This is a genomic window from uncultured Parasphingorhabdus sp., assembly GCF_963677535.2.
In the GTDB taxonomy this organism is placed as follows: Bacteria; Pseudomonadota; Alphaproteobacteria; order Sphingomonadales; family Sphingomonadaceae; genus Parasphingorhabdus.
In genome coordinates, this window is the sequence record NZ_CAXXUT010000001.1 from 578408 (window position 1) to 602846 (window position 24439).

General features: G+C 57.2%; 25 protein-coding genes and 1 tRNA gene. 15 read left to right on the forward strand and 11 right to left on the reverse strand.

Translation table 11 applies throughout. The features are described from left to right. Positions 1-22 precede the first annotated feature (22 nt). Positions 23-1495, reverse strand: coding sequence for a glycerol kinase (locus ACHZCJ_RS02790; protein ID WP_321323708.1), 1473 nt, complete (start codon positions 1493-1495; stop codon positions 23-25). A gap of 116 nt (positions 1496-1611) precedes the next feature. On the opposite strand from ACHZCJ_RS02790, the gene glpD reads away from it, so the two are divergent. From glpD to ACHZCJ_RS02805, 3 genes are all read left to right on the forward strand, one after another. After that, entirely contained in the window at positions 1612-3120 is a 1509-nt protein-coding gene (gene glpD / locus ACHZCJ_RS02795) for a glycerol-3-phosphate dehydrogenase (RefSeq protein WP_321323710.1), read from the forward strand. 66 nt (positions 3121-3186) lie between these two features. Further along, a tRNA-Gly gene (locus tag ACHZCJ_RS02800) sits at positions 3187-3260 on the forward strand. Positions 3261-3562: 302 nt separating this feature from the next. Then, positions 3563-4639 (forward strand): PAS domain-containing protein, encoded by a 1077-nt coding sequence (locus ACHZCJ_RS02805; protein WP_321323712.1) that lies wholly within the window; start codon positions 3563-3565, stop codon positions 4637-4639. A gap of 25 nt (positions 4640-4664) precedes the next feature. Here ACHZCJ_RS02805 and ACHZCJ_RS02810 read toward each other — a convergent pair whose 3' ends face one another. Further along, complete coding sequence (locus tag ACHZCJ_RS02810; RefSeq protein ID WP_201295634.1) at positions 4665-5069, reverse strand: response regulator; 405 nt, start codon at positions 5067-5069, stop codon at positions 4665-4667. 264 nt (positions 5070-5333) lie between these two features. Between ACHZCJ_RS02810 and ACHZCJ_RS02815 the strand changes: the two genes are divergently transcribed. The 4 genes from ACHZCJ_RS02815 (at position 5334) to ACHZCJ_RS02830 (ending at position 9104) form a co-directional block, all read left to right on the forward strand. Continuing rightward, a complete protein-coding gene (locus ACHZCJ_RS02815; protein ID WP_159642950.1) occupies positions 5334-6035 on the forward strand; it encodes a hypothetical protein in 702 nt (233 codons plus the stop codon). Positions 6036-6245: 210 nt separating this feature from the next. Then, on the forward strand, positions 6246-6878 hold the full coding sequence (locus ACHZCJ_RS02820) for a hypothetical protein (protein WP_321323715.1): 633 nt from the start codon (positions 6246-6248) through the stop codon (positions 6876-6878). Positions 6879-6984: 106 nt separating this feature from the next. Beyond that, positions 6985-7704 (forward strand): response regulator, encoded by a 720-nt coding sequence (locus ACHZCJ_RS02825; RefSeq protein ID WP_321323717.1) that lies wholly within the window; start codon positions 6985-6987, stop codon positions 7702-7704. Next, positions 7701-9104, forward strand: a complete 1404-nt coding sequence (locus ACHZCJ_RS02830; RefSeq protein WP_159642944.1) for a HAMP domain-containing sensor histidine kinase — start codon at positions 7701-7703, stop codon at positions 9102-9104. The genes ACHZCJ_RS02825 and ACHZCJ_RS02830 overlap by 4 nt, the downstream gene beginning before the upstream one ends. 43 nt (positions 9105-9147) lie before the next feature. Here the strand turns inward: ACHZCJ_RS02830 and ACHZCJ_RS02835 are convergent, their stop codons facing one another. Then, a complete protein-coding gene (locus ACHZCJ_RS02835; protein WP_321323721.1) occupies positions 9148-9390 on the reverse strand; it encodes a hypothetical protein in 243 nt (80 codons plus the stop codon). Next, complete coding sequence (locus ACHZCJ_RS02840; RefSeq protein WP_321323722.1) at positions 9387-10775, reverse strand: M28 family peptidase; 1389 nt, start codon at positions 10773-10775, stop codon at positions 9387-9389. Before ACHZCJ_RS02840 ends, ACHZCJ_RS02835 begins: the two co-directional genes overlap by 4 nt. A 198-nt stretch (positions 10776-10973) precedes the next feature. Here ACHZCJ_RS02840 and ettA point away from each other — a divergent pair, with 198 nt between their 5' ends. Beyond that, on the forward strand, positions 10974-12653 hold the full coding sequence (gene ettA / locus ACHZCJ_RS02845) for an energy-dependent translational throttle protein EttA (protein WP_159642938.1): 1680 nt from the start codon (positions 10974-10976) through the stop codon (positions 12651-12653). A 135-nt stretch (positions 12654-12788) separates the two neighbouring features. On the opposite strand, the gene putP is transcribed toward ettA, so the two are convergent. The 3 genes from putP to ACHZCJ_RS02860 form a co-directional block, all read right to left on the reverse strand. Then, positions 12789-14261: a sodium/proline symporter PutP gene (gene putP, locus ACHZCJ_RS02850; RefSeq protein WP_321323725.1), complete on the reverse strand. Its 1473-nt coding sequence runs from the start codon at positions 14259-14261 to the stop codon at positions 12789-12791. Between the two features lie 220 nt (positions 14262-14481). Further along, positions 14482-15246, reverse strand: coding sequence for an NYN domain-containing protein (locus ACHZCJ_RS02855; protein WP_159642934.1), 765 nt, complete (start codon positions 15244-15246; stop codon positions 14482-14484). A 297-nt stretch (positions 15247-15543) separates the two neighbouring features. Then, entirely contained in the window at positions 15544-16185 is a 642-nt protein-coding gene (locus ACHZCJ_RS02860; protein WP_159642932.1) for a carbonic anhydrase, read from the reverse strand. 64 nt (positions 16186-16249) lie between these two features. Between ACHZCJ_RS02860 and lipA the strand changes: the two genes are divergently transcribed. Both lipA and ACHZCJ_RS02870 read left to right on the forward strand, forming a co-directional pair. Beyond that, the gene (gene lipA, locus ACHZCJ_RS02865) at positions 16250-17203 is read left to right on the forward strand and encodes a lipoyl synthase (protein ID WP_159642930.1); all 954 of its coding nucleotides are present in this window, start codon (positions 16250-16252) and stop codon (positions 17201-17203) included. After that, positions 17190-17675 carry a type II toxin-antitoxin system RatA family toxin gene (locus ACHZCJ_RS02870; RefSeq protein ID WP_159642928.1) on the forward strand — a complete coding sequence of 162 codons (486 nt, stop codon included), beginning with the start codon at positions 17190-17192 and terminating at the stop codon, positions 17673-17675. Before lipA ends, ACHZCJ_RS02870 begins: the two co-directional genes overlap by 14 nt. On the opposite strand, the gene ACHZCJ_RS02875 is transcribed toward ACHZCJ_RS02870, so the two are convergent. Genes ACHZCJ_RS02875 through ACHZCJ_RS02885 form a run of 3 tightly spaced genes read right to left on the reverse strand, consistent with a single transcriptional unit; the run spans position 17624 to position 19848 of the window. Next, positions 17624-18139 (reverse strand): CinA family protein, encoded by a 516-nt coding sequence (locus ACHZCJ_RS02875; protein ID WP_159642926.1) that lies wholly within the window; start codon positions 18137-18139, stop codon positions 17624-17626. The genes ACHZCJ_RS02870 and ACHZCJ_RS02875 overlap by 52 nt on opposite strands. 15 nt (positions 18140-18154) lie before the next feature. Beyond that, a complete protein-coding gene (locus tag ACHZCJ_RS02880) occupies positions 18155-18673 on the reverse strand; it encodes a hypothetical protein (RefSeq protein ID WP_159642915.1) in 519 nt (172 codons plus the stop codon). Between the two features lie 2 nt (positions 18674-18675). Further along, positions 18676-19848 (reverse strand): bifunctional 2-C-methyl-D-erythritol 4-phosphate cytidylyltransferase/2-C-methyl-D-erythritol 2,4-cyclodiphosphate synthase, encoded by a 1173-nt coding sequence (locus ACHZCJ_RS02885; protein ID WP_321323731.1) that lies wholly within the window; start codon positions 19846-19848, stop codon positions 18676-18678. Positions 19849-19997: 149 nt separating this feature from the next. Between ACHZCJ_RS02885 and ACHZCJ_RS02890 the strand changes: the two genes are divergently transcribed. Both ACHZCJ_RS02890 and ACHZCJ_RS02895 read left to right on the forward strand, forming a co-directional pair. Beyond that, the gene (locus tag ACHZCJ_RS02890; RefSeq protein WP_321323733.1) at positions 19998-20933 is read left to right on the forward strand and encodes an IS1595 family transposase; all 936 of its coding nucleotides are present in this window, start codon (positions 19998-20000) and stop codon (positions 20931-20933) included. A gap of 47 nt (positions 20934-20980) precedes the next feature. Next, the gene (locus ACHZCJ_RS02895) at positions 20981-21418 is read left to right on the forward strand and encodes a hypothetical protein (RefSeq protein WP_321323735.1); all 438 of its coding nucleotides are present in this window, start codon (positions 20981-20983) and stop codon (positions 21416-21418) included. Positions 21419-21506: 88 nt separating this feature from the next. On the opposite strand, the gene ACHZCJ_RS02900 is transcribed toward ACHZCJ_RS02895, so the two are convergent. Continuing rightward, positions 21507-21656: a hypothetical protein gene (locus ACHZCJ_RS02900; protein WP_321323736.1), complete on the reverse strand. Its 150-nt coding sequence runs from the start codon at positions 21654-21656 to the stop codon at positions 21507-21509. On the opposite strand from ACHZCJ_RS02900, the gene ACHZCJ_RS02905 reads away from it, so the two are divergent. From ACHZCJ_RS02905 to ACHZCJ_RS02915, 3 genes are all read left to right on the forward strand, one after another. Continuing rightward, a complete protein-coding gene (locus ACHZCJ_RS02905; RefSeq protein WP_321323738.1) occupies positions 21655-22257 on the forward strand; it encodes a hypothetical protein in 603 nt (200 codons plus the stop codon). The two genes, ACHZCJ_RS02900 and ACHZCJ_RS02905, sit on opposite strands and share 2 nt — an antisense overlap. Before the next feature lie 108 nt (positions 22258-22365). Beyond that, a complete protein-coding gene (dusB, locus tag ACHZCJ_RS02910; protein WP_159642911.1) occupies positions 22366-23361 on the forward strand; it encodes a tRNA dihydrouridine synthase DusB in 996 nt (331 codons plus the stop codon). Next, positions 23361-24434: a nitrogen regulation protein NR(II) gene (locus ACHZCJ_RS02915; RefSeq protein ID WP_159642909.1), complete on the forward strand. Its 1074-nt coding sequence runs from the start codon at positions 23361-23363 to the stop codon at positions 24432-24434. The genes dusB and ACHZCJ_RS02915 overlap by 1 nt, the downstream gene beginning before the upstream one ends. Positions 24435-24439 lie beyond the last annotated feature (5 nt).

The following is a 24439-nucleotide window of genomic DNA, read 5'->3' on the forward strand; positions in this document are numbered from 1 at the left end:
GCTTTTTTATGGCTGCAACATCCTAGCTGGCCAGAACCGAAGTGATGGCCCGTTTCCAGCCCGCCAGACGCAAGTCTCTGACATCTGCTGCGATCGCCGGTTCGTGAACGTCGAGCCCCGAGATCATCGTCGCAGCGGCTTCGAGCGAACCATATATTCCGCAACCGACCGCCGCCAGCATTGCGGCACCCAGCGCCGTAGTCTCGAAAAATTCCGGCCGTTCGACCCTGATGTCGAGAATATCGGCGAGATCCTGCACCATCCAGTCATTGGCAACCATGCCGCCATCAATCCGCAAATTTTGCCAGTCGACCCCGTCAGCGGAAAAAGCTGTTTTCAGATCGTGGCATTGGTAGGCCATTGATTCGAGTGCGGCGCGAGCGATATGCGCCTTTTTCGATGCAAAGCTCATACCGGAGATGGTCGCGGTCGCATCGGCGCGCCAGTGCGGAGCGCCGAGGCCGGACAAGGCTGGGACCAGATAGACCCCGCCATTGTCGTCGACCGAGCGCGCCAGTTCCTCGCTCTCTCCGGCAAATTTCAGCAAAGCGATATCGTCTCGCAGCCATTGCATCAGGCTGCCGGCCACGAATACCGACCCTTCGAGCGCATAGACACGGCGGCCCTGATATTGATAGAGAATGGTCGACAGCAGGCGATTGTCCGACCGTGGTGCCGTTTCCCCGCTGTTGGTCAGGATGAAGGCTCCGGTCCCGAAAGTGGCTTTTGTCTGGCCGATCGCCAGACAGGCCTGGCCGATGGTGGCTGCCTGCTGGTCACCGGCGGAACCGCATATCGCGATCGGGCTGCCGAACAGGTCCGGTGCGGTGGTCCCCAGCGTCCCCGCGCAATCGACAATGCGCGGCAGCGTCTTTCTGGGAATGTCGAAAAGCGCCAGAAGCTCATCATCCCAGTCATCCGATTCCAGCCCCATCAGCATTGTCCTGCTTGCGTTGCTAGCGTCCGTGACATGCTGCCCGCCGGTCAGCCGGTAAATGAGGTAGGATTCGATCGTGCCGAAGGCGAGATTATCGCCCGCGGCTTTTACGTCGGGCCAGTGTTCCAGCATCCAGCCGATCTTGCTACCGGAAAAATAGGGATCGAGCAGCAAGCCCGTCTTGTTCTGAACCATCGGCTCGAGGCCGTCAGCCTTCAGCCTGTCGCATGTGTCAGCCGTTCGGCGATCCTGCCAGACGATCGCCCGGCCGAGCGGTTCGCCCGATCTCTTGTCCCAGGCGACGACCGTTTCCCGCTGGTTGGTGATCCCGATCGCCGCGATCTTGTCTGCTCCGCCAGCCTTTTCGATCATTTTCTGGCAGCAACTCAGGGTCTTGTCCCATATTTCGGCAGCATCATGTTCGACCAGTCCCGGAGCCGGATAATATTGCGTCAGCGCTTCCTGCTGCGATCCCTGCAACTTGCCGTCGACGCCAAACAGCATCGCCCGGGTCGATGTCGTGCCTTCATCGATAACCAAAATATGCTGTGCCGCCATGTCCCGCTCCCATATTGCCCTTGCAAGCTATAAGCTGGCATTGAAAAGGCAAGCGAAAGCCGCCTATGTTGCAATGCAACATTGCACATATTGCTGGTTTGTTTATTAGGTCGCTAATGTACGATTTGGCTATCATTGGCGGCGGTATAAACGGCGTCGGCATTGCGCGCGATGCAGCGGGCAGGGGGCTGAAGGTCCTGCTGGTCGAGCGCGACGATCTGGCTTCGCATACATCCTCGGCAAGCACCAAGCTGGTCCATGGCGGTCTGCGCTATCTCGAACATTATGAATTCAACCTCGTCCGCAAGGCGCTCAAGGAACGGGAAGTCCTGCTTCGCGCCGCACCGCATATCATCTGGCCGATGCGCTTCGTGCTGCCGGTCGACCAGGGTATGCGGCCCGCCTGGCTGCTGCGGCTCGGCCTGTTCCTATATGATCATCTTGGCGGTCGCGAGATATTACCGGCCACCAAAAGCCTCAATCTCCGCACCGACCGTCGTGGCGATCCGCTGCAGAAACGGCTCAGCAAAGGCTTTGCCTATTCCGATTGCTGGGTCGAGGATGCCCGACTGGTCTCGCTCACCGCGCGCGATGCCGCCGAGCGCGGCGCCGAGATCCGGACACGCGCCGAATGCGTCGGACTCGATCGCAAGGCCGATCACTGGAATATCGACATCCGGCAGAATGGCGCACCATGCATCGAACAGGCCAGGATATTGGTCAACGCCGCCGGCCCTTGGGTCGACCCGGTCACGGCGCTCTACGACCGCAGCAACCACGCGGCCAAGTTGCGACTGGTCAAGGGCAGCCATATCGTGGTGAGGCGCAAATATCAGGGCGATCACAGCTATATATTCCAGAACAAGGATGGCCGGATCATCTTTGCCATTCCCTATGAGGGCGAGCACACGCTGATCGGTACCACCGACCAGCCGTGGACCTATGCCGAAGGTGATGCGACGATCAGCAACAGCGAAATCGATTATCTCTGTGATGCCGCCAACGAATATTTCGTCAAGCCGGTAACCCGAGACGATATCCAGTGGACCTATTCCGGGGTCCGGCCGTTATATGACGACCATAGCCGTAGCGCCGCCACCGTGACCCGGGATTATGTCTTTGATTATGAGACGGATAACGGCGCGCCGGTGCTCTCGATCTTCGGCGGCAAGATAACCACTTATCGCGTGCTAGCGCTGCAGGCGATCCGGACGCTCGCGGACAAGCTCGATGTCGACACCGATGACTGGACCAGAGAAGCGGCTTTGCCCGGCGGCGATTTCCGGCATGATGGCGTCGAGGTGCTGGTCGACCAATATGAAGAACGCTGGCCTTTCATCGATCGGGTCATATTGCACCGATTGGTCCGGGCTTATGGTACGGATACCGCCACTTTGCTGGCCGAAGTCAAGCAGGCGGCGGATCTGGGCCAGTCTTTTGCTGCCGGCCTCCACGAGATCGAGATCCGCTGGCTGGTCGACCATGAATTTGCACGCAGTGCCGAGGATATTCTCTGGCGCCGGTCGAAGCTGGGATTGCATATGACGAAAGCCGAACAGCAGGCCGTCGCGCAATGGTTTGAACAGCATGCGCTCTCCTCACAGACAAATCTCAAGCTTTCCTGATTGACGGACCACAAAAGCGGTGGCAATAGCAGCGCATTCGGACGATCTGACGGTCGATCGGGAAATGCGGGTGTAGCTCAATGGTAGAGCAGAAGCCTTCCAAGCTTACGACGAGGGTTCGATTCCCTTCACCCGCTCCATCTACCTTGTAACACTGCGCCGTTCCGCCAAAATTTTAATTCTCCGGCCATGTTGCGTTACGTCCGCGCCTCATGGCGAGGGCGTTCAATAGCGATATATCATAATAGCCACAGCGGCTTTAAGCCTTGGGTTCGCCTGTCGGTTTGCCTTGAACATGCATTGCCAGCGACCGGAGGAAAATTCGCAGGTGTAAAAAGATTTGGTTACATTTTTTAAAAATAGACTAAATTGCGCTGACTTGTCCTGTTCCGGATTGTTTGATCACCTGAGCTTCCGTCTCAATAAATAGTGGAATCTGATTATGCCTACTCGCAGCCGGATCAAGAATTTCAGACTGGCCGATTATAAAGACCGGCAGGCAAATGACTCGCGGTTGCAGGAACGCGGCGCATTGCAGAAGAGCGGTGATGCCTTTCATGCGCTGGCCGATACCATGCCACAAATGGTCTGGTCGACGTTGCCCGACGGTGATCATGATTATTATAATGCCCGCTGGTATGAGTATACCGGAGCGCCCAAGGGCTCAACCGATGGCGAAGCCTGGGCCGACATGTTTCATCCCGACGACCAGCCGGAAGCCTGGAAGCGATGGAATCACAGTCTCGAGACCGGCGAGCCCTATGAAGTGGAATATCGTCTGCGTCATCATTCCGGCCAATATCGCTGGGTTCTGGGGCGGGCACTGCCGATTATCGGGCCGGATCAGAAGATCCAGCGCTGGATAGGCACCTGTACCGATATCGAGGATGCAAAACAGGCGGCCAGCCACAACGAGATGCTCAGCCAGGAATTGAGCCACCGGATCAAGAATATTTTTGCCATCATTTCCGGCCTCATCAGCATGACCGCACGCGGCGACGAAAGCTTTCGCGAGCCGGCCGAGACCCTGAAAGGGCGGATAGCGGCGCTGGGGCGAGCGCATGAATATGTGCGGCCGCATAATGACAAGGAACAGGCAGTATTGGGTGATGTGACAATGCAGCGCCTGCTGTCGGAGATATTTGCATCCTATCCCGCCTTTACGGAGAACAGGCTGCGTATTTCCGGCGGCGATATTGCGGTTGGTGACAGGGCGGCAACTCCAATCGCGCTTGTTTTCCATGAACTGGCGACCAATTCTATGAAATATGGCGCCCTGGCCGCTGATGAAGGGCAGGTTGATCTGGTCATTTCCCGGGATCAGGACATGGTGCTTTTCAAATGGTCGGAAAATGGTGGCGCGCCGATCGATACACCGCCAACCGGGTCCGGTTTTGGATCAAAGCTGGTCGAAATGTCAGTAACCCAGCAACTGGGTGGCAGACTCGACCGGCTATGGCTGCCCACCGGTCTGCAGATCGATATGGCGGTCCAGGCAGCCCGTTTATCGGGAAGCTAGCAACTGGGCGGACCGATAGCCGACATCAGTCGAACAGTTTCATTCTTTGCGGCGGTTCGGCATCGTCCCTGTCGTTCGAGACGTCGACCAGATAGTTCAGAACATCCTTCAGGACTTCAATTTCAACCGGTTTGGTCACCGCACCCAATGTTCCCTCGACGCCGTCTCCCAGCTGCCTGGGGTTTGCAGTGATGAAGACCACCTTCACCCCGAATTCATTGGCCAGCCGTTCGCCGATAATCGGGCCGGTCGGCCCGTCGCTCAGATTGACATCGACGAGCGCAATGCCGGGCTTTTTCCTGACGAGCGCCAGCGCGGATTCGGTGTCATCGGCAACACCGATGCAGTCGTAGCCGAGGTTACCGACGATTTGCTCCAGCTCCATGGCGATGAGAAACTCATCCTCCACGATCATAATCTGAGGGGTCATAATATTGGTCCGCTAATATACTATCTGCTTCCTTAACGCGAGAATTGCCAGTCCGGTTCCCGGAAATGGCCAAATAACGCATATTTCAAACGACCGGGAAAAATCAATCATCGATCTACCCCTCGATAGGAATTGGCAAAGCGTGCCTTTCACGCCTGAAAATTTCACCGAACCAGCCCGGCCGGAGCCGGCCTGGTTAAATATCTGACATAATCAATATGCTTATCCCCGTGGTATGGCTAGTATCCGGGGGAGGGGATTTTCATGGACAACCCGTTTGCGAAACCTGTAAAATTGGTCATTCTGGCAAGCAGCATGGCTCTGGCAATGATTCCCGTGCCGGCTTCGGCGCGATTTGGCGATGCTTTCGGAGCCAAATCCGGCGATGCATCACGCGAAGAACCTGCCACCACAGCAGAGCAGGGCGGCGCTTCGGGTCCCCGGTTATCAAAAGAGTCCGCTACGGATGCCGATACGGTAGCCCCCGAAGATAGCGTCGCCGGCCCGGCTGGTGCCACATCCTTTGATACATTGTGCGGCAATGGCCAGGGCAAACCGGATGGGACGAACGCCGGTCCCAGGCGCAAGGGGCTGTTCGGCATGGCCGACCGGATGGCGAAAATGACCAGAAAGATCCCGCTGGTCGGCGATTTTCTCGTCGACAGTGCCAACGATCTTTCTCAGGCAGTGGCCTGCCGACTCTACCCGGAAGAGCAACAACAGGCGGCCGAAGCGACGCAACGGGCGACAGAGGGTGGTGAGATTGGTAAAAAGGTCGAATGGCGGAGCAGCGTGCGCGACAATGTCTCGGGCAGTTCGACCATCGCTTCGAAAAATGCCTTGCCGGACGGAACGCCCTGCATGCTGCTCACAGATATTGTGATTGTGGACGGCGAGGAACTGAAAGTGTCCAAAACCATGTGCAAACCGGCCGGCACAAACCGCTACACGATCATGGACAGCTGATCCGCTATATCGCAAAGTCATCCTGCGGCAGCGGGAACGGCCGCAAAAGCGCTTCTTTCTGACAGGGGAATGAACCATGCGCGTCGATTGATACATTTTGCGACAATTTTTGTCCGTTCTGACAAAGTTCAGCGACAAGTTGCCAGTAGAACGACATTCATGGCGGAACGGAAAAAGCGTTTCCCCGAACTGGAACATGAGGAACATATTATGAAAAAAGCAATTTTGATCTCGAGCGCTACCGCCCTGTTGATGGCAGGCGGCATTGCCGTTGCTGCCCCCGGTGACCGTGGCATGAAAGCTGACGCGAATGGCGACGGCACGATCAGCCGGGCGGAAATGACCGCATCGCTGAACAGCCGCTTTGCCAAGATGGATGCAAATGGCGATGGCCAGCTCTCCAAGGAAGACCGTGAAGCGAAGCGTGCCGAACGTGCGGGCAAGCGCGACGAACGTTTTGCCAAGGCTGACACCAATGGCGACGGCGAACTGAGCCAGGCCGAAATGGAAGCGGCCCGCGCCGAACGCAAGGCCGCGCGCTTTGCTCGCGCCGACAAGGACGGCAATGGCAAGCTCAGCCAGGAAGAAGCCAAGGCCATGAAGGGCAAACGCGGCGGCAAGGGCATGCGCGGCAAAGGCAACAAGCGTGGCGGTCACGGCATGGCGATGATGCGTAATGCCGACACCAATGGTGACCAGAAGATCAGCAAGGCCGAATTTACCGCAGCGGCAATGGCCCGTTTCGACAAGGCCGATGCCAACGGAGACGGCAATCTGACCAAGGAAGAACGCCAGGCGGCCTTCAAGGCGCGCAAAGGCGAACGGAATAAAAGAGGCGGTTGATCCCTGAACCACTCTTTTTGCGAACGGATCGTCAGCCATCCCCCTTCTCCCCCAAAGTGGCTGGCGGTCCGTTCCTATTTTGCAATTTCTCTATTAGGGCAACCCGATGACGAACAAGACCCACATATTGCTGGTCGATGACGAAGCCTCGCTGCGCGAACCGCTGGCCGAATATCTGATCAAACAGGGCTATAAGGTACAGCAGGCCGCCGATGCCAGCATCGCGCGGTCATTGCTCAACGCCTATGATTTCGACATCATCCTGCTCGACATCATGATGCCCGGCGAAGACGGGCTCAGCTTGTGCCGCTTTGTCACCGACAAGACCGATATCCCGGTCATTTTCATCAGTGCCAAGACCGAAGAAACCGAACGGATCATCGGGCTCGAACTGGGCGCAGACGACTATATCACCAAACCTTTCAGTCCGCGCGAACTGGTCGCCCGGATCAAGGTTATTTTGCGCCGCGCTGAAAAAAATGGGGCCGCGCAGGTCGGGACCAACGGCAGCGGCTATCAATTTTCCGGCTGGACCCTGAAATGTGACAAGCGAAGCCTTGTGGATGCCGATGGAGTGAATGTGTCGCTCTCGACCGGCGAATACCAGATGCTGCTGGCGCTGGTATCCCGCGCTGGCAAAGTATTGAATCGCGACCAGCTGCTCGACATCACCCAGGGCCGCGAAGCCCATGCCTTCGACCGCGCCGTCGACAACCAGATCAGTCGCCTGCGCCGCAAGATCGAAGCCGATCCGAAAAATCCCGAAATTATCAAGACCGTCTGGGGTGGCGGCTATGTGCTGGCCGGCGAAGTTAAATCGCTGTGAAGCGCCTGTGGCCCCATAGCCTGGTCGGACAATTGCTGATGGTCGTGGCGCTGATTCTGTTGTTGGCGCAGGGCATCAACAGCTTTCTGCTCTATCGCGGTGCCCAGAACCAGAATCTGGTCGAGGCGTCGACGGCGGCCGTCGCCCGCATTGCCTATGGTTTCGAACGGCAGGCGCGCGATCGTCCGGCCCAGCGCCGCAACAGCAACAGGTTACGGCGCTGGGGGCAGCTCCGCTATAGCCCCGATAGTCCTGTTACCGACAATATGCGGCGGCTGCCCGAACTGGAAGCGCGCGCCGGTCAGGCCCTTGCCAATATGGGCATCGGTTTCACCGAAATCCGCGCCACGGTGCTGACCGACCTGACCAGCGACATGACCGGTCATGTGGTCGGCTCCAATCGCGGCGAGTGGCGCAACAGTCCGATCAACCGGTCGATGGGCGGTGGCACGCAGAAAGCGGAAACCAAAGGCTTCGTTGTCATTTCAGTACAGCAGGACATCGGCCAGTGGGTCAGCATCGCTTCCGCCGTGCGCGAACGATCGCCGCTGCTGGTCCGCACGCTGCTGGTGCAGACCATCACCATCTATCTGCTGATGCTGATCCCGCTGATCCTGCTCGGGCGCTATATTTCCCGTCCGCTGAAATCGCTCACCGCAAGAACCCGATCCTTTCAGCCCGGCACGACCGAAACGCTCGAGGAACAGGGACCGCCGGACACGCGTGAACTGATCCGCGCCTTCAATGACATGAGCGACCGCGTGACGCGGATGATCGATGAAAAAGACGTCATGCTCGGCGCTATCGGCCACGACTTGCGGACTCCTCTGGCCGCCTTGCGGGTGCGCGTGGAAAGTGTCGAGGACGAGACCGAGCGCGAGCGGATGGTCAGCGGTATCGAGGACATGAACAATATGCTGGAGGATATCCTGTCGCTGGCGCGCCTGGGTCGCTCTACCGAGCAAGCGGATCCGGTTGACATCCGGTCGCTTATCGAAACCGTTGTTGACGAATTTACAGATCTTGGCCGTGATGTCCGCTATCAACGCGGTGAAAAGCAGATTGTTGCGGTCCGCGAAACCCTCGTCCGCCGGGCGCTGCGCAATCTGGTCGGCAACGCCACGCTTTACGGCAAGCTTGCGGATATCTCTGTGGAAAAGTCCGACAACAGCCTGTTGATTCATGTGGATGATGACGGCCCGGGCATCCCCGAGGCCAAAATATCCACGATGTTCGAACCGTTTCTGCGCGGTGACGGATCGCGCAATCGTGCCACCGGCGGATCGGGGCTGGGCCTAACTCTCGCCCGCGCCATTGCGCGTGATCACGGCGGTGACATCATTCTCCAAAACCGGGAAAATGGCGGACTGCGTGCCACGCTGATATTGCCGCTCGGCTGAGCTTCGGGCCGGCGGTCTTTGCATCGTCAGAGCGCGGCGGATGTTAGTCTGCCGCGGTTTCCGTATCCGCAACCGGATCGTTGACACCATCGGCGGCCAGTTCCGCATCAATATCCTCGGCCATCACTCTCGCCGCTTCGGCAGCGGCTTCTTCCAGCGACCGCGCATCCTCCTCTATCTCTGCTTCCATTTCGGCAATGGCCTCGTCACCCTGTTCCTCCATCGGCGTTTCGGAACAGGCGGCCAGCAACAATAGGCTGAGTCCGAGAAGCGGAAGCGCTCTCATGGTTTGACAGGCATGGTAAAATCCGCATCGCTATTGGCGATGATCGACAAGACCGTGGTCCAGGCCGCAACATTTTGCCGCAACTGTTCCGGATCAATCTTGTCGAGCGTGTCATCCGGTGTGTGGTGCAGGTCGAAATAGCGGCTGCCGTCCTGCTGCAAATCGATTATCGCAAGATTGCTATCGCTGATGATCGGCCCGATATCCGCGCCGCCACCGGCCTTGCCGCCGGAACGGCCTATGCCAAGATTGAGCAGACTGGCGGATATCCTGTCGGCCACCGGTTTGGCGCTATCGGGCAGGGTAAATTCCACCCGCCAGACCCTGTCGGCGCCGAAGTCCGATTCCATGGCGATCGCATGTTTCTGATCGCGATGGGCATCGCGATAGGCCTTGCCACCCCAGATACCGACTTCTTCCGCGCCCGCCCAGAGCAGTCTGATGGTCCGCAGGGGCTGGCCGTGATCCCTGATATTCTTGGCTGCCGCCGTGATGATACCGCAGCCCGCCGCATCGTCAAAGGCGCCGGTCGCCAGATCCCAGCTGTCGAGATGGCAGGCGATCAATATCATCGGTAGGCTCGGGTCCCGTCCGGTCACTTCGGCGATGACATTGCCCGATTCCTGCTGGCCCAGATTTCTCGGTGTCAGCACCAGATTCATCGTCACCGTCTCTCCGACCCCCTGCGCCAGCTTGACCATCCGTTCAAGATTGTCGGCGTCGGGAAGTGACAATGCACCCGCCGGGATCGGTTTGACGCCTTCACCAAATCCTGTGCTGCCAGTGTGCGGATTGCGGTGATAGTCGGTGCCGATCGACTTTATAACATAAGCAACCGCGCCCTTCTGCGAGGCAATCGAGGGACCGACCCAGCGGACCGGTCCGAAAGCGCTATAACCCGAACCATCCTGGGACCGGTGCATCTTGTGCGTTACAAAGGCGATTTTACCGGCCAAGCTGCCGTCAGGCACCGCCTTCATTGCCTCAAGCGACTCGAAATAGGCAACTTCCGCCGTAATGCCCTCCACCCCGGTGCTGGCGCTATTGCCTAGCGCGGTGACAACCAGCGGCTGGGCATAAGGGGCAACAACGGCAGCCGTTTCTGCCCCGCGCACCCAGGTCGGCATCATGAAGGGTTCGCTACGGACATTGTCGAAACCGTACGCTATCAGCCTGGCCACAGCCCAGTGGCGCGCCTGAGCTTCCTGTTCGGTACCCGCCTGCCGCGGTCCGATCTCGGTGGTCAGCCCCTCGACAATATCATAGGCGACATCGTCCTGCAGCGCCTTGGCCTGAAGCATCATTGGATCATGGTCCGTGGCCAGAGCGGCGGTGGACAGGGACAGCGCGGTTGCGCCAGCGAGCAATGCGGATATTTTTCTCATGACGGCTGACTAACCCGCCCGCCAGTATTTGCCAATAGGCTGGCCAATGGTCTCTTGCGACCGGCGGACGGAATAGCTACATGGACCATCAAACAAGCCCGATTTTTCCGTTAATGCTGCGCCTCCCCGGCCATGCTGAGCCATCAGCACGATCGACAGGCTCGGGGCTAACGGCACTTGAACAAGAGAGAATTTAACATGGCCGCCCAATATTCCTTCGTCATGAAGGGTCTGTCCAAGACCTACCAGAACAAGCAGAAGCCGGTACTGGATAATATCAGTCTCCAATTTTATCCCGATGCCAAGATCGGCATTGTCGGTCCGAACGGCGTCGGCAAATCGACCCTGATGAAGATCATGGCCGGCAAGGACACAGAATTTACCGGTGAGGCCTGGGCCGGAGACGGGATTACCGTCGGCTATCTGGAACAGGAGCCCGAGCTCGACGAGAGCAAGACGGTCAAGGAAAATGTGATGGATGGTGTCGGCGAGATTGCCGATCATATCCGCCGCTTCAACGAGATCACAGAATTGATGGGTGATCCGCCCGAAGACGCCGATTTCGATGCGCTGATGGAAGAAATGGGTGTGCTGCAGGAAAAAATCGATGCGGTTGATGGCTGGACGCTCGACAACCAGCTGGAAATCGCGATGGAGGCCCTGCGCTGCCCGCCCGGCGACAGCGCGGTCGACAATCTGTCCGGCGGTGAAAAGCGCCGCGTCGCGCTCTGCCGTCTGCTGCTAGAGAAACCCAGCATATTGCTGCTCGATGAGCCGACCAACCATCTTGATGCGGAATCGGTTTCCTGGCTGGAAAACCATCTGCGCGAATATCCCGGCAATGTCATCATGGTAACCCATGATCGCTATTTCCTCGACAATGTCGTGAACTGGATGCTCGAACTCGATCGTGGCCGCTATTATGTCTATGAAGGCAATTATTCGCTCTATCTGGAGAAGAAAGCCAAAAGGCTGGAGCAGGAAGCCCGCGAGGACAAGGGCAAGCAGAAAGCGATCAGCGACGAACTGGCCTGGATGCGACAAAATCCCAAGGGTCGCCAGACCAAGTCCAAGGCGCGTATCAAAAGTTTCGACCAGCTGGTCGAGGCCCAGGAAAATCGCGATCCGGGCAAAGCGCAAATCCTCATCCAGACCCCCGAACGGCTCGGCGGCAAGGTGATCGAGGTTGACCATCTCTCGAAGGGCTTTGGCGACAAGCTGCTGATCGACGATCTCAGTTTCACCCTGCCACCCGGCGGCATCGTCGGCGTCATCGGCCCCAATGGCGCGGGCAAATCAACCCTGTTCAAGATGCTGATCGGTCAGGAAGAGCCGGATAGCGGCAGCGTGTCGATCGGCGACACGGTCAAGCTGGGCTATGTCGACCAGAGTCGCGACGAACTCGACCCGAACAAGAATGTCTGGGAAGCGATTTCCGACGGCCATGACTATATGACACTCGGCAAGCATGAAATGTCGACCCGCGCCTATGTCGGTGCCTTCAACTTCAAGGGCACCGACCAGCAGAAGAAGGTCGGCCAGCTTTCCGGCGGTGAACGCAACCGCGTGCATATGGCGCGGATGCTGAAAGAGGGCGGCAACGTGCTGTTGCTCGATGAGCCGACCAACGATCTCGACGTCGAAACCCTGTCAGCGCTGGAAGAAGCGCTGGAAAGCTACGCCGGTTGCGCCGTGGTCATCTCGCATGACCGCTTTTTCCTCGATCGTCTGGCAACCCATATCCTGGCGTTCGAAGGCGACAGCCATGTGGAATGGTTTGAAGGCAATTTCGAGGCCTATGAGGAGGACAAGGTCCGGCGTCTGGGCGAGGATGCGCTGAAACCGAGCCGGGCGACCTACAAGAAATTGACCAGGTGAGACGGATCGATACGGAAAAACACGGACGGAACCCTGTCTAATCGTCATGCTGAACGTGATTCAGTATCCAGAGCGTCAAACCCCTGCAGTCATTGGGTACCGCTCTGGATACCGGATCAAGTCCGGTAAGACGTTTTACGCCGGGCGTGCAGCCGGTTTTCCAGCCAAACTAACCCCGACAATCGCCACCAGCGCCGCAACAAACCCGGGAATAATTTCGTAAACCCCTGGACCACCCAGGAACTCCTTGTTCCAGCCCATAGCGATCCACAGAATCACCACGCCGGCGCCGACAACCAATCCCGAGACCGCGCCCGCGCCGGTCATCCGCTTCCACGTCAGCGACAGCAGGATCAGCGGACCGAACGCAGCGCCGAAGCCGGCCCAGGCGTTGCTGACCAGTCCCAGAACCTTGCTGTCCGGATCGCGGGCGATATAGATGGCGACCAGCGCGACCAGCGCCACAAACAGTCGTCCGATATTGACGGTTTCCCGCTCGCTGGCGTTCTTGCGCAGAAACAAGCGGTAGAAATCCTCGGTCAGCGAGCTGGAGGAAACCAGCAGTTGCGAGCTGATCGTGCTCATGATCGCGGCCAGCAATGCGGCGAGCAGGAAGCCGGTGATCAGCGGGTGGAACAATGTGTTGGCCAGCAAGATGAAAATCGTCTCCGGATCGTCCAGCGTCAGTCCGTTCACCTCGACATAGGCGCGGCCGGTGATGCCGACGCCGATCGCGCCGAGCAATGCCACGCCCATCCAGCTCATGCCGATATTGCGCGCAGTGGCCACTTGCGGCACCGAACGGATCGCCATGAAGCGCACGATGATATGCGGCTGTCCGAAATAACCGAGCCCCCAGGTGATGGCCGAGAGGAAGCCGATGAAGGACAATCCGGCGGTCAGGCTGAGAAAATCGGGGTCGATCGCGTTCAGTTGCGCACTGGCGGCGCTGAAACCGCCATCGCTGGTCAGGACCACGATCGGCATCAGCACCAGCGCCACGACCATTATGCAGCCCTGGACGAAATCGGTCAGGCTGACGGCCAGGAATCCGCCAACCATCGTATAGGCCAATACCACGCCGGCGGTCATCCAGATGCCGGTCATATAATCGCTCATGCCGGTGTCGCCGAACAGGCCGGCGAAGCTGGTTTCGAACAATTTGCCGCCGCCGACAAGGCCGGCTGCGGTATAGACAGCGAAGAACAGGACGATGATGATTGCCGAGGTCACTCTGAGCGCGAGCGCCTTGTCAGGGAAACGGTTGGCGAGAAACTGGGGGATGGTGAGGGCGTTGCCATAGCTTTCCGTCTGCGCGCGCAGACGCGGGGCAACGACGATCCAGTTGACCAGCGCGCCGACAAACAGGCCGATACCGATCCACACCTCGACCAGCCCTGCCGCATATAGCGCACCGGGCAGGCCGAGCAGCAGCCAGCCCGACATGTCGGATGCCCCGGCAGATAGAGCCGCTACCGCCGGATGGAGATCGCGCCCCCCCAGCAGATAGCCTTCGCTACTGTCTGTCGATTTGCGCCAGGCGTAAAAGCCGATGGCCAGCATCAATATGAAATAAAGGGCGAGTGAAAAGAGGGCTCCGGTTTGCATCCGACGGTCATAGCGATTTTGACGCACGAGTCACCCGTTGCATTTGGGAAGGGGGAAACTGCGAATTCCTGTCGCTGATCGTCCCGCAACCCGGCTTGCGGGCTCTGCCATCCTCCCTGCCTACGGGGAAGGGGAAGGCGAGCGCACCATTTTGCAGTGAACCCGGTGGCGGTCCAGATCCAGCCCTAATGTTCCTTCCTCTTCGCGGAGGAAAACATACTCACCGCAAACGCTTCACAAATAACTGTCCATTTTCATCACGTTTTGTCTGAAAGTTCGGAACCTCTTCGAACATTTCCGAAAGCCGCGAAAAACCGTAGTTGCGAACGTCGAAGCTTGACCGGTTGCCGGCAATCTTGCCGACTTCGCTGAGGCTGGCATAGCCCTCGGCATCGCGTTTGGTGGCCTGATAGGCATCGATCAGCAGATTGAGCAGTTCTTCGTCGACCTTGCCGCCGTTGCTATCGCCGGTTCCGTTCGCTGCCTCGCCCTTGGCTGCCGTCTTGACGTCACTTTTACCCGCGCCGGCGCGATGGCGCTTGTCCGCCTTGATCAGCGCATCGACGTCGATAAAGCGGCTGCAGGCCTGCTTGAACGCTTCCGGCGTCTTGGCGCTGCCAAACCCATAGACGGGCAGGCCTTCCTGCCGGATCCGCATCGCCAGCGGCATGAAGTCGCTGTCGCTGCTCATAATTCCGAAGCCGGTAACCTTGCCGCCGAACAGCAGGTCCATGGCGTCAATCGTCATCTTCATGTCAGTGGCGTTCTTGCCCTTGGTCATGTCGAACTGCTGTTGCGGTTCGACACCATATTTGTGCAATATATCGACCCATCCCTTGAGCGACTGCTTGCGCCAGTTGCCGTAGGCGCGGCGGATATTCACGGTGCCCAGCTCGGCTAGCGCGGTCAGCACGGGATCGAGGCCATTGTGGCTGGCATTGTCGGAATCGATCAGCAGGGCGATATTGTCATTATGTTGATTCATGACGCTTTGATGGACCGCGCGGGGAGGGCGTTCAAGAGGAAAAACGCTGTCCTACAGCAGGGCGGATCGATTATATGAGGCGTGGCTCTTTGACAGGCAGCATATCGATTGCGCGGCGAACACCGCTGGCGCATGCGCCTAAGCGCGACCTGGTTCCGGGAGCAGGGAATTTCTTTATAACAGTGTAAAGTGTGTAAAGTTCGCCGCCACAATAGGCGCGAAACCAAAGGGCAAGATTGGTTACATTCTCAAGATAGCGAATCAAGACACTGAAATTACGGGATTCACAAGGCCCCTTCAGTCCACGACCGAGAAATGGTCACCGTCCGGATCGAGCACGTGCAGCTTGCCTTCGGCAATCGCGAACCAGGCGCCGATCAGTCGAATCGAGCCATTTGCTTCCTTTTCCTGAATGCAGGGGAATGTCCGCAAATTGGCCAGGCTGGTCTTGACCCCTTCATGCTCCATCGCCAGTTGGGCGGCGCTGCTGTCGAGGTCTCCGTGTTCATGCGCAACTCTGGCCCGCGCGTCGTCGAGCAGGGTGATCCAGTCGGCGATAAACCCGCCTTTGCCGTGGGGCATGTCCTTCATCTGCTCGGACAAAGCCGCGGCGCAACCGCCGCAGCTGCCATGGCCCATGACGACCACTTCCTCGACCTGAAGAAACTGGACGGCAAATTCGAGCGCTGCCGAGACGCCATGCTGTCCCGGTGTGGTCTCGAACGGAGGCACCAGCGCCGCCACATTGCGGACAATGAAGGTCTCGCCGGGGTTGGTATCGAATATCTGGGTCGGGTCCACGCGGCTGTCGCTGCAGGCGATGATCATCACCTTCGGGCTCTGGCCTTCCTTGAGTTCATCCCAGCGCTCCCGCTGGGTATGCCATTGGTCGGAACGAAAGCGGCGATAGCCGTCGAGCAGGTCTGCAAATTTTGTCATGTTTCGATCCATATCACCGGTTTTGGGGGTGGCAAGAGCGGTTTTCTTTCCCTATCTGATAGAAATGAACGAAATCACCAAGATCACCCCGCCGGAACCCCGCCCCGAACGCCTGCGCAAGCCCGACTGGATCCGCGTCAAAGCCCCGATGGGGACGGAATTCGAGAAGACTCGCGCACTGATGCGCGAGCATAAGCTTAACACGGTTTGCGAAGAGGCGGCTTGCCCGAATATCGGCGAATGCTGGACCAAGAAGCATGCCACCGTGATGATCCTGGGTGATGTCTGCACAAGGGCCTGCGCCTTCTGCAACGTCAAGACCGGCATGCCGATGCCGGTGGACCCGCTGGAGCCGCAGCACACGGCCGATGCCGCCGCCAAACTGGGTCTGGAACATATCGTTATCACCTCGGTGGATCGCGACGATCTGCCCGATGGCGGCGCCAGCCAGTTCGTGAAAGTGATCGAGGCTTTACGCCGGACGACACCGAAAACCACGATTGAAATATTGACACCGGATTTTCGTAACAAGACCGAAGCAGCGGTCGAGGCCATCGTCGCCGCCCGTCCCGACGTCTATAATCACAATCTGGAGACTGTCCCGCGGCTCTATCCGACAATCCGTCCCGGTGCGCGCTATTATGCGTCGCTGCGCCTTCTCGAGCAGGTCAAGCGACTCGATCCGTCGATCTTCACCAAGTCGGGCATCATGCTGGGCCTGAGCGAACAGCGGCTGGAAGTGCATCAGGTGATGGACGATATGCGCAGCGCTGATATTGATTTCCTGACCATGGGCCAATATCTGCAGCCGACGACGAAACATGTAAAAGTCAGCGAATTCGTCAAGCCGCAGGCCTTTGACGCTTATGCGTCGGTCGCCCGGGCCAAGGGCTTCCTGCTGGTCGCATCCAGCCCGCTGACCCGTTCCAGCTATCACGCCGGTGAGGATTTTGCGAAGATGCGCCAGGCGCGCGAGGAAAAACTGGCGCGGTCCGGTGACCTGAATGCCCGTCCATAGGGAAACCCGCGATCTGCCCTACAGCGCCGCGCAAATGTATGCGCTGGTGGCGGATGTAGGACGCTATCAGGAGTTTCTGCCCTGGGTTGTCGGCACGCGGATCAGGGCCGATAACGAGACCGAGATGCTCGCCGATGTCCTCGTCGGATTCAAGGGGCTGCGCGAGCAATTCTCGTCTCGGGTGATCAAGGTCCGGAACGAGTCGATCGACGTGGATTATCTCGACGGTCCGCTGAAGCAGTTACACAATGAATGGCGCTTCCGCTCGCGTGACGGTGGCGGTTGTCATGTCGACTTTTACGTGGAGTTTACCTTTAAAAACCGCATGTTCGAAAAACTGGCCGGACAGATGTTCGCCAAGGCGCTGCACAAGATGACCAGTGCCTTTGTTGACCGCGCCGGCGAAATATATGGCGGCAGCTACGCGCTTTCTTCGGGCAGCAGCAGTTCCAGCGCCACCCGCACCGCCTGAAAGCGGATATCGGCGCGGCTCTGGTCGTCGCCGAAATTCTTGCGGTCGGCCACAACATCCTCGGCGCTTTTACCCTTCTCGGCCTTGGCAAAGACAACCGTACCGACCGGCTTTTTCTCGGTCCCGCCGCCGGGTCCTGCAACTCCGGTGATCGCCACTGCGACATCGCAGCCCGAGCGCTCGAGCGCCCCCTGCGCCATTTCCCAGGCGACCGCGATGGACACCGCACCAAAGGTCTCGAGCAGATCACCGCTGACTCCCACCATCGACTGCTTGGCGTCATTGGAATAGGTGATGAAGCCGCAATCGAATACGTCGCTGCTGCCAGCCACCTCGGTCAGCGCGGCGGCAACCAGACCGCCGGTGCAGCTTTCGGCTACGGTAATCCGTCTGCCAATCTTGCGGTTCTGCTCGATGACTTGGGCCGCCAATGCGGCAAGCTCTGGGGGAAGAAGATTTTGCATGAAAGTGCGGCTACCCTATTTCTCCGTGTTTTCACAAATAATTATCGGCGGCTTTTTCTCACGGTCAGTTCCCAGCTTCATGAACAATCCGATCAATCCACCAACATTAGCCGGCGGCAGCGGTTCCAGCAATGTATAGGCTTCGCTGATCGTGGTGCAGCTTTTGGGCTTGATGCCATCGTTGACCATGGCGCTGACCAGACCATCGAGGAAGGGCCGCATGGCATCAACATCCATGCTTTCCGGCATCTTTTCATCGAACATGATCTTGATTCCGTGCTTGGCTGTCGGCCAGGCCTGCTCCGAAGCGATGCTATATTTCTGATAGGATTGTGAGTTCTGCTGCAACAATGCCGCATTCTCGTCGAGATAGGGGCTGCATTTTGATCCCGCAGCATCAAAAATAACGGGCAGAATATACGTGAATATCGCATTGGCCTGTTCGGCAGAGACACAGGCCTGCGTTTCTGCGGCCTGGGCAGCACCGATGTTGAGCGCGCTGATTAGAGTGACGCAAGATGCAAGCTTCTTCATTCTCATCCTTCCAATAGAATCGTGGCAATGGCTTGCGCCGCTATGCCTTCCCCGCGCCCCGTGAAGCCAAGCGCCTCGGTCGTGGTCGCTTTAACGCTGACACGATCCAGGTCAAGCTGGAGCAGGGACGCGATATTCTGTCGAATGGCTTCGCGGTGCGGCTCGATCTTGGGCGCCTCGCAGATGATCGTCATATCGACATTCTGGATCAAGCCGGCTTTTTCAACAATCAGTTTCACTGCATGTTCCACAAAATGCGCAGAAGCAACGCCACGCCATTGCGGATCCGACGGCGGGAAATGGTCGCCAATATCGCCAGCAGCTATTGTTCCGAGCAGGGCGTCCGTCAACGCGTGGAGCAGGACATCAGCATCGCTATGTCCGGCAAGACCTTTCTCGTGATCGATTTTAACGCCACCCAGCCATAACTGCTCACCGGCAACCAATCGGTGGACATCATAGCCCATCCCGGTACGCGTCTGGTGCATAATCTCCGTTCCTTCTGCCGAAAAATCGGCGGGCAATGTAAATTTCCTGAGCGCTTCGTCACCCGCGACGGTCGAAACCTCATGTCCAGCGGCGCGAAAAATCTGCGCATCATCGCTGGCATCTTTGTCTGCGGTGAAATTTTCATGGGCCGCAACAAGCTTCTGAAAATCGAAGGCTTGCGGCGTCTGCACGCGCCACAGGCTGTTGCGATCAACCGTCCGATCGAGCTGGTTACCGTTCAGTTGCACCATTGTGTCAACGCAGGGCAGCAGCGGAATAGCAGCAGGCGCCCGCTCCAGCTGGTCGAGGAGCCGGTTGACCACCACATCCGGCACAAAGGGCCGTGCGGCGTCATGGACAAGAACATATCGGGCGCCACCGGCACGCAAAATCGCCATCAGCCCGTTATAGACCGACCGCTGGCGGGTCGTTCCGCCGATCACGATATTGTGCGAGGGAAAGGAGACAAGCGATTGATTTAGCATGTCTTCCTGCCCCTCGGCAATCACGATCCATATCCGGTCGACAGCGGGATGGGAGGACAATCTTTCCACGCTGTGCCGGATCATCGGCTTGCCGCCAATGGTTTCAAACTGCTTGGGCAGGTCCAGTCCCGACCGCGCGCCGACACCGGCGGCTACAATCAGAGCGTGGGTCTGCTGGGAAGGATCGGAGGATGCAACCATGACTCGCGATCTACGCCGAGAAAGAGGATGAAGCAATTCTTGCCTCGAAATTGATTTATCGGTAGAGGCTGCTTAAAATTTAGGCAACTATATACTTTACTTAGCAGCCATAATGTGTCATACAATAGGCAACAGAAAGAAGCCTTGCAATGACCAACCTTACAGACCCTATTTTCCACAATGAAGAAGCTGCCGCGAGGCATATCGAGGTATCGCGCTGGAATGGCGAGCCTAGCTGCCCTCACTGCGGATCTGTCAATGCAACGCGCCTAAAGGGCAAGACCCAGGCTGGCTATTTCCAGTGCAACGATTGCCGCGATAAATTCACCGTTCGCACCGGCACTGTTATGGAACGCTCTCACGTTCCGCTTCATAAATGGCTTCTGGCCATGCACCTGCTGTCATCCAGCAAGAAGGGCATTTCGGCCAGCCAGATCGCTCGCAACATCGGCGTAACCTATAAAACGGCTTGGTTCCTTTGCCACCGCATCCGCGAAGCCATGACGCCCATTAATCCCGACCCTTTGGGCGGCGCTGGCAAGATCGTTGAAGCTGATGAAACATACATCGGCGGCAAGGATAAGAACCGCCACGCCCACAAGCGCTCCGGCAGCGGCTCTAGCATGGTTAAAAAGCAGGCTGTTGTGGCTCTGGTCGAACGCGAAGGTGATGTTCGCAGCTTCCACGTTGCAAGCGTGACCGGCCCTTCGCTACGCTCGGTTCTGGTTCAAAATGCTGACCGCAAAAGCTGGTTGATGACCGACGAACATTCCGGATATATCAAGACGGGCAAAGAGTTTGCTGGCCATGCTTCAACCAAGCACTCGCTTGGCGAATATGTGAAACACGGCGTTGTTCACTCCAATACAGTCGAAAACTTCTTTTCCATTATGAAGCGCGGCGTTATCGGAACCTATCACCATTGGAGCGAGCAACACCTAAGCCGCTACACCGCTGAATTTGATTTCCGTTACAATCACCGCGATATTACCGATGGCGAGCGTTCTGCTGCTGTTCTAAAGGGCATTGAAGGCAAGCGCCTGACCTATCTGACCTATCGGCGGGTTGATAGGCTCGCAGCCTAAATACGCTCTGACTGCGGTTAGGATTGGGGAGCGCAGGAAGAGGTATTATGGCAATTGAAAATGCAGATTTAATATCAGGACTAGCTCTAACGGTTTCATTGCTCGCACTATTTTTATCTTGGCGTAGCTTTCGATTCAGCAAAAAGATGGCGCTTCAAAAGCGACCTTATCTGCCAGAAACTACAGTCCTGAGTCACGAAACGTTGAGTTTGCAAGGGCCTGAAAGCGGCCACTGGAAGATTACATCAATTCGGCTGCTTTGGCCTATCGGCTGCGGTTTTGCGAGAAATGATTTTGAACTTGATAGCGGAGGTTCAATCGCAAGATCTTGGCTAACCTCAGTCGGCAAGGCGTTGCCTGATGTTGAATTGCCATTAATAGTAACTGGATCAAAATCAGATTCATTCGCTCTAGTTTGTGCGTCTTCAAAGACGCGACCTAAAATGAGCCAGCGCTGGCTCATTCGCATCAAGAAAAACGATTGAACTATGACGAGCGCGTTGCATATTATTAGTATTGTTCCGATTTCCATACACCACAATTGGCAGGCATTGGCGGCCTCATTACCCCCGATTATTTCTTGCGAGACTTTTTGACGCCCTTCTTGCTATCTTTAAGCGGCTTGGGCGGAGTCGATAGAATATTTTTCAGCACAGCTTCGCGCCGTGCATCCGTCTCCGCTTCGGAGTATGTGTCGTCTTCTTTTTGATCGGGTTTAGTCATGTCTAATATCCAGCCTGAAATTCCTGATGAACTTAAGTTTTTGGCGACCATAGGCTTTGTATCAATGCAATGGGCGCTATTTGAGCATCATGTCTTATTTATCATATACACAATCGAAGTCATACCCGCTGAGCACGGGGATATTATCTATGGTGGGCTAGATTGGCGTCCTAGGTTGAATATGGCCATAAACTTAGCTAAGCGTCATAATTTACCTCCGCCACTCCAAAAGCGACTTCGGGCGATCCGCGCAGAAGTTACAGACAAAAAACTGGCGGAAAGACGCAACACGGCTGTTCACGGCGTCCACAAATCCGGAAAAATTGATGGGGAATACACCCTTACAATGCCGAGGCTTCCGGAACCCAATAAGCATACTGTGTTAACTGCTTACGATTTAAAGGATTTAGGAGATGAGATTAATGCTCTATCCAACAAAACTCTGGAGTTAATGACCGACATTGGAAATTGGAGAATGAGCGATCATGGCTCTAAAAATCGCCTCCACAGCATCCCTATAAGGGAACCCGAAGGCGGGGTCGGTATCGCAAAGAGCTTCTATGCCCGCACGAAGCATCTGTTCGGTAATTTCTGGGGCTAAGCCACCTTCATTTGCGTTATTTTTATCTGCCATCTATCTGTCTTTCAATTCGGGCGACTCATATGCTGCTAAGTAAAGTATATAGTTGCCAAAATTTAGGCAGTAGATATGAAAATTGATCCCATCTTCATTGGTGACTTGAAAATTGACAGCCCGGTCATTCTGGCGCCGATGACCGGCGTCACCGATTTGCCGTTCCGCAAGTTGGTCCGTCGATTTGGCTCCGGTCTCAATGTCACCGAAATGATTGCCAGCCAGGCGATGATCCGCGAAACCCGCCAGTCGCTGCAGAAATGCGCGTGGGATGCGACCGAAGAACCGGTCTCGATGCAACTCGCCGGCTGTGACCCGGCGGTAATGGCTGACGCTGCCAGACTGAATGAGGATCGCGGCGCCCAGATTATCGATATCAACATGGGCTGCCCGGTAAAGAAGGTCGTCAATGGTGATGCCGGCTCGGCGCTGATGCGCGACCTCCCGCTGGCGGCCTCGCTGATCAAGGCGACGGTCGAGGCGGTCAAGGTGCCGGTGACCGTAAAAATGCGCATGGGCTGGGATCATCAGAGCCTGAACGCGCCGGAACTTGCCCGTATCGCAGAAGACCTGGGCGCGAAAATGATTGTCGTACATGGCAGAACCCGATGCCAGATGTACCGGGATAGCGCTGACTGGGCCTTCGTCAGCAAGGTCAAGCAAGCGGTTTCACTGCCGGTGATCGTTAACGGCGACATTTGTTCAATTGAAGACGGGCAGAAAGCGCTCGAACAAAGCGGTGCTGATGGCGTGATGATCGGCCGCGGTGCCTATGGAAAACCTTGGCTGCTCGGGCAGTTCATGCACTGGTTCAAGACCGGGGAACATCTGCCGGATCCGGATATTGCCACGCAATATGCCATTCTCGACGAACATTATCGCGACATGCTGAAACTCTATGGCGACCATGTTGGCGTCAAGGTGGCACGCAAGCACATCGGCTGGTATACCAAAGGCCTGACCGGATCTGCTGAATTTCGCAATCGGGCCAATAGCGAGAACGATCCCTATGTCGTGCTCGAAATGCTCGAGGAATTTTATTCGCCCTGGCTGAACAAAGCGGCCGCTTGATGGACGGGACGCCTCCGGCTGAACTGATACTGTCCGGGCTCAGCCACGCGCTCCTGATCGTCGACTCGGATCATATGGTGACCCGGGTCAATCCTGCAGGCGAAGCGCTTTTTGGCACCAGCGCCAAACATCTGGTCGGTCGCAGGATTGACCAGATTTTGCATTTTTCCGATCCTCGGCTGGATGCGGCGCTGACCGAACGGGACATCAGCCTGACTGCACGTGGCGTGATGATCTCCGGTGACGAGCGCAAATTGGGGATCGTCGATTTCGACATTCATCCGCTCGCCTCGGAATCGCTGTGGCGGCTGATTTCGCTTTCACCCATGCCGCAGGATGGCCCCATCCTCGAAAATGAGAATAATGATCCGTCCAATCTCGCCATTCGCGCGCCGGACATTCTCAGCCACGAGATAAAAAACCCGTTGGCGGCGATCAAGGGCGCGGCTCAGCTGCTCGACCGGCAGCTTGACGACAGCCAGAAACCGCTGACCCAGATGATTACGGCTGAAGTGGAGAGGGTAGTCAATCTGCTCAACCGGATGCAGACCTTGTCGTCCAATCAGCCGGCACAGACCAAGGCGGTCAATATTCACACATTGATCGATCGAGCCCGGCGATCGACCGAGGCGGCCACCGGTCAGGCAGTTAAAATCCGGGACAAATTTGACCCGTCTCTGCCCGACGCGCTGATCGATCCGGATGCAATGATGCAGGTATTGACCAACTTGCTCGCCAACGCCGTCGATGCCACCAAACATCTGCCCGACCCGAAGATCCGCATCATCACCCGCTACAGTTTCGGCGCTTCGCTCTCGGCTCAGGGCCAAACGGCCGCGGTCCGTCTGCCAATCCAGATCATGGTCTGCGACAACGGCCCGGGCGTCCCCGCCGAACTGGAACGGGAAATATTCTCGCCCTTCGTCTCGACCAAAAAGGAAGGGCAGGGGCTGGGCCTCGCACTGGTGAAAAAGCTGATGCGGGATATGAACGGCCGGATCCGCTACGATCGCGAGAACCAGGACGAAATGAGCCGGTTCACTCTATTTCTTCCCGTTGCACCGAAAAACTGACGTCA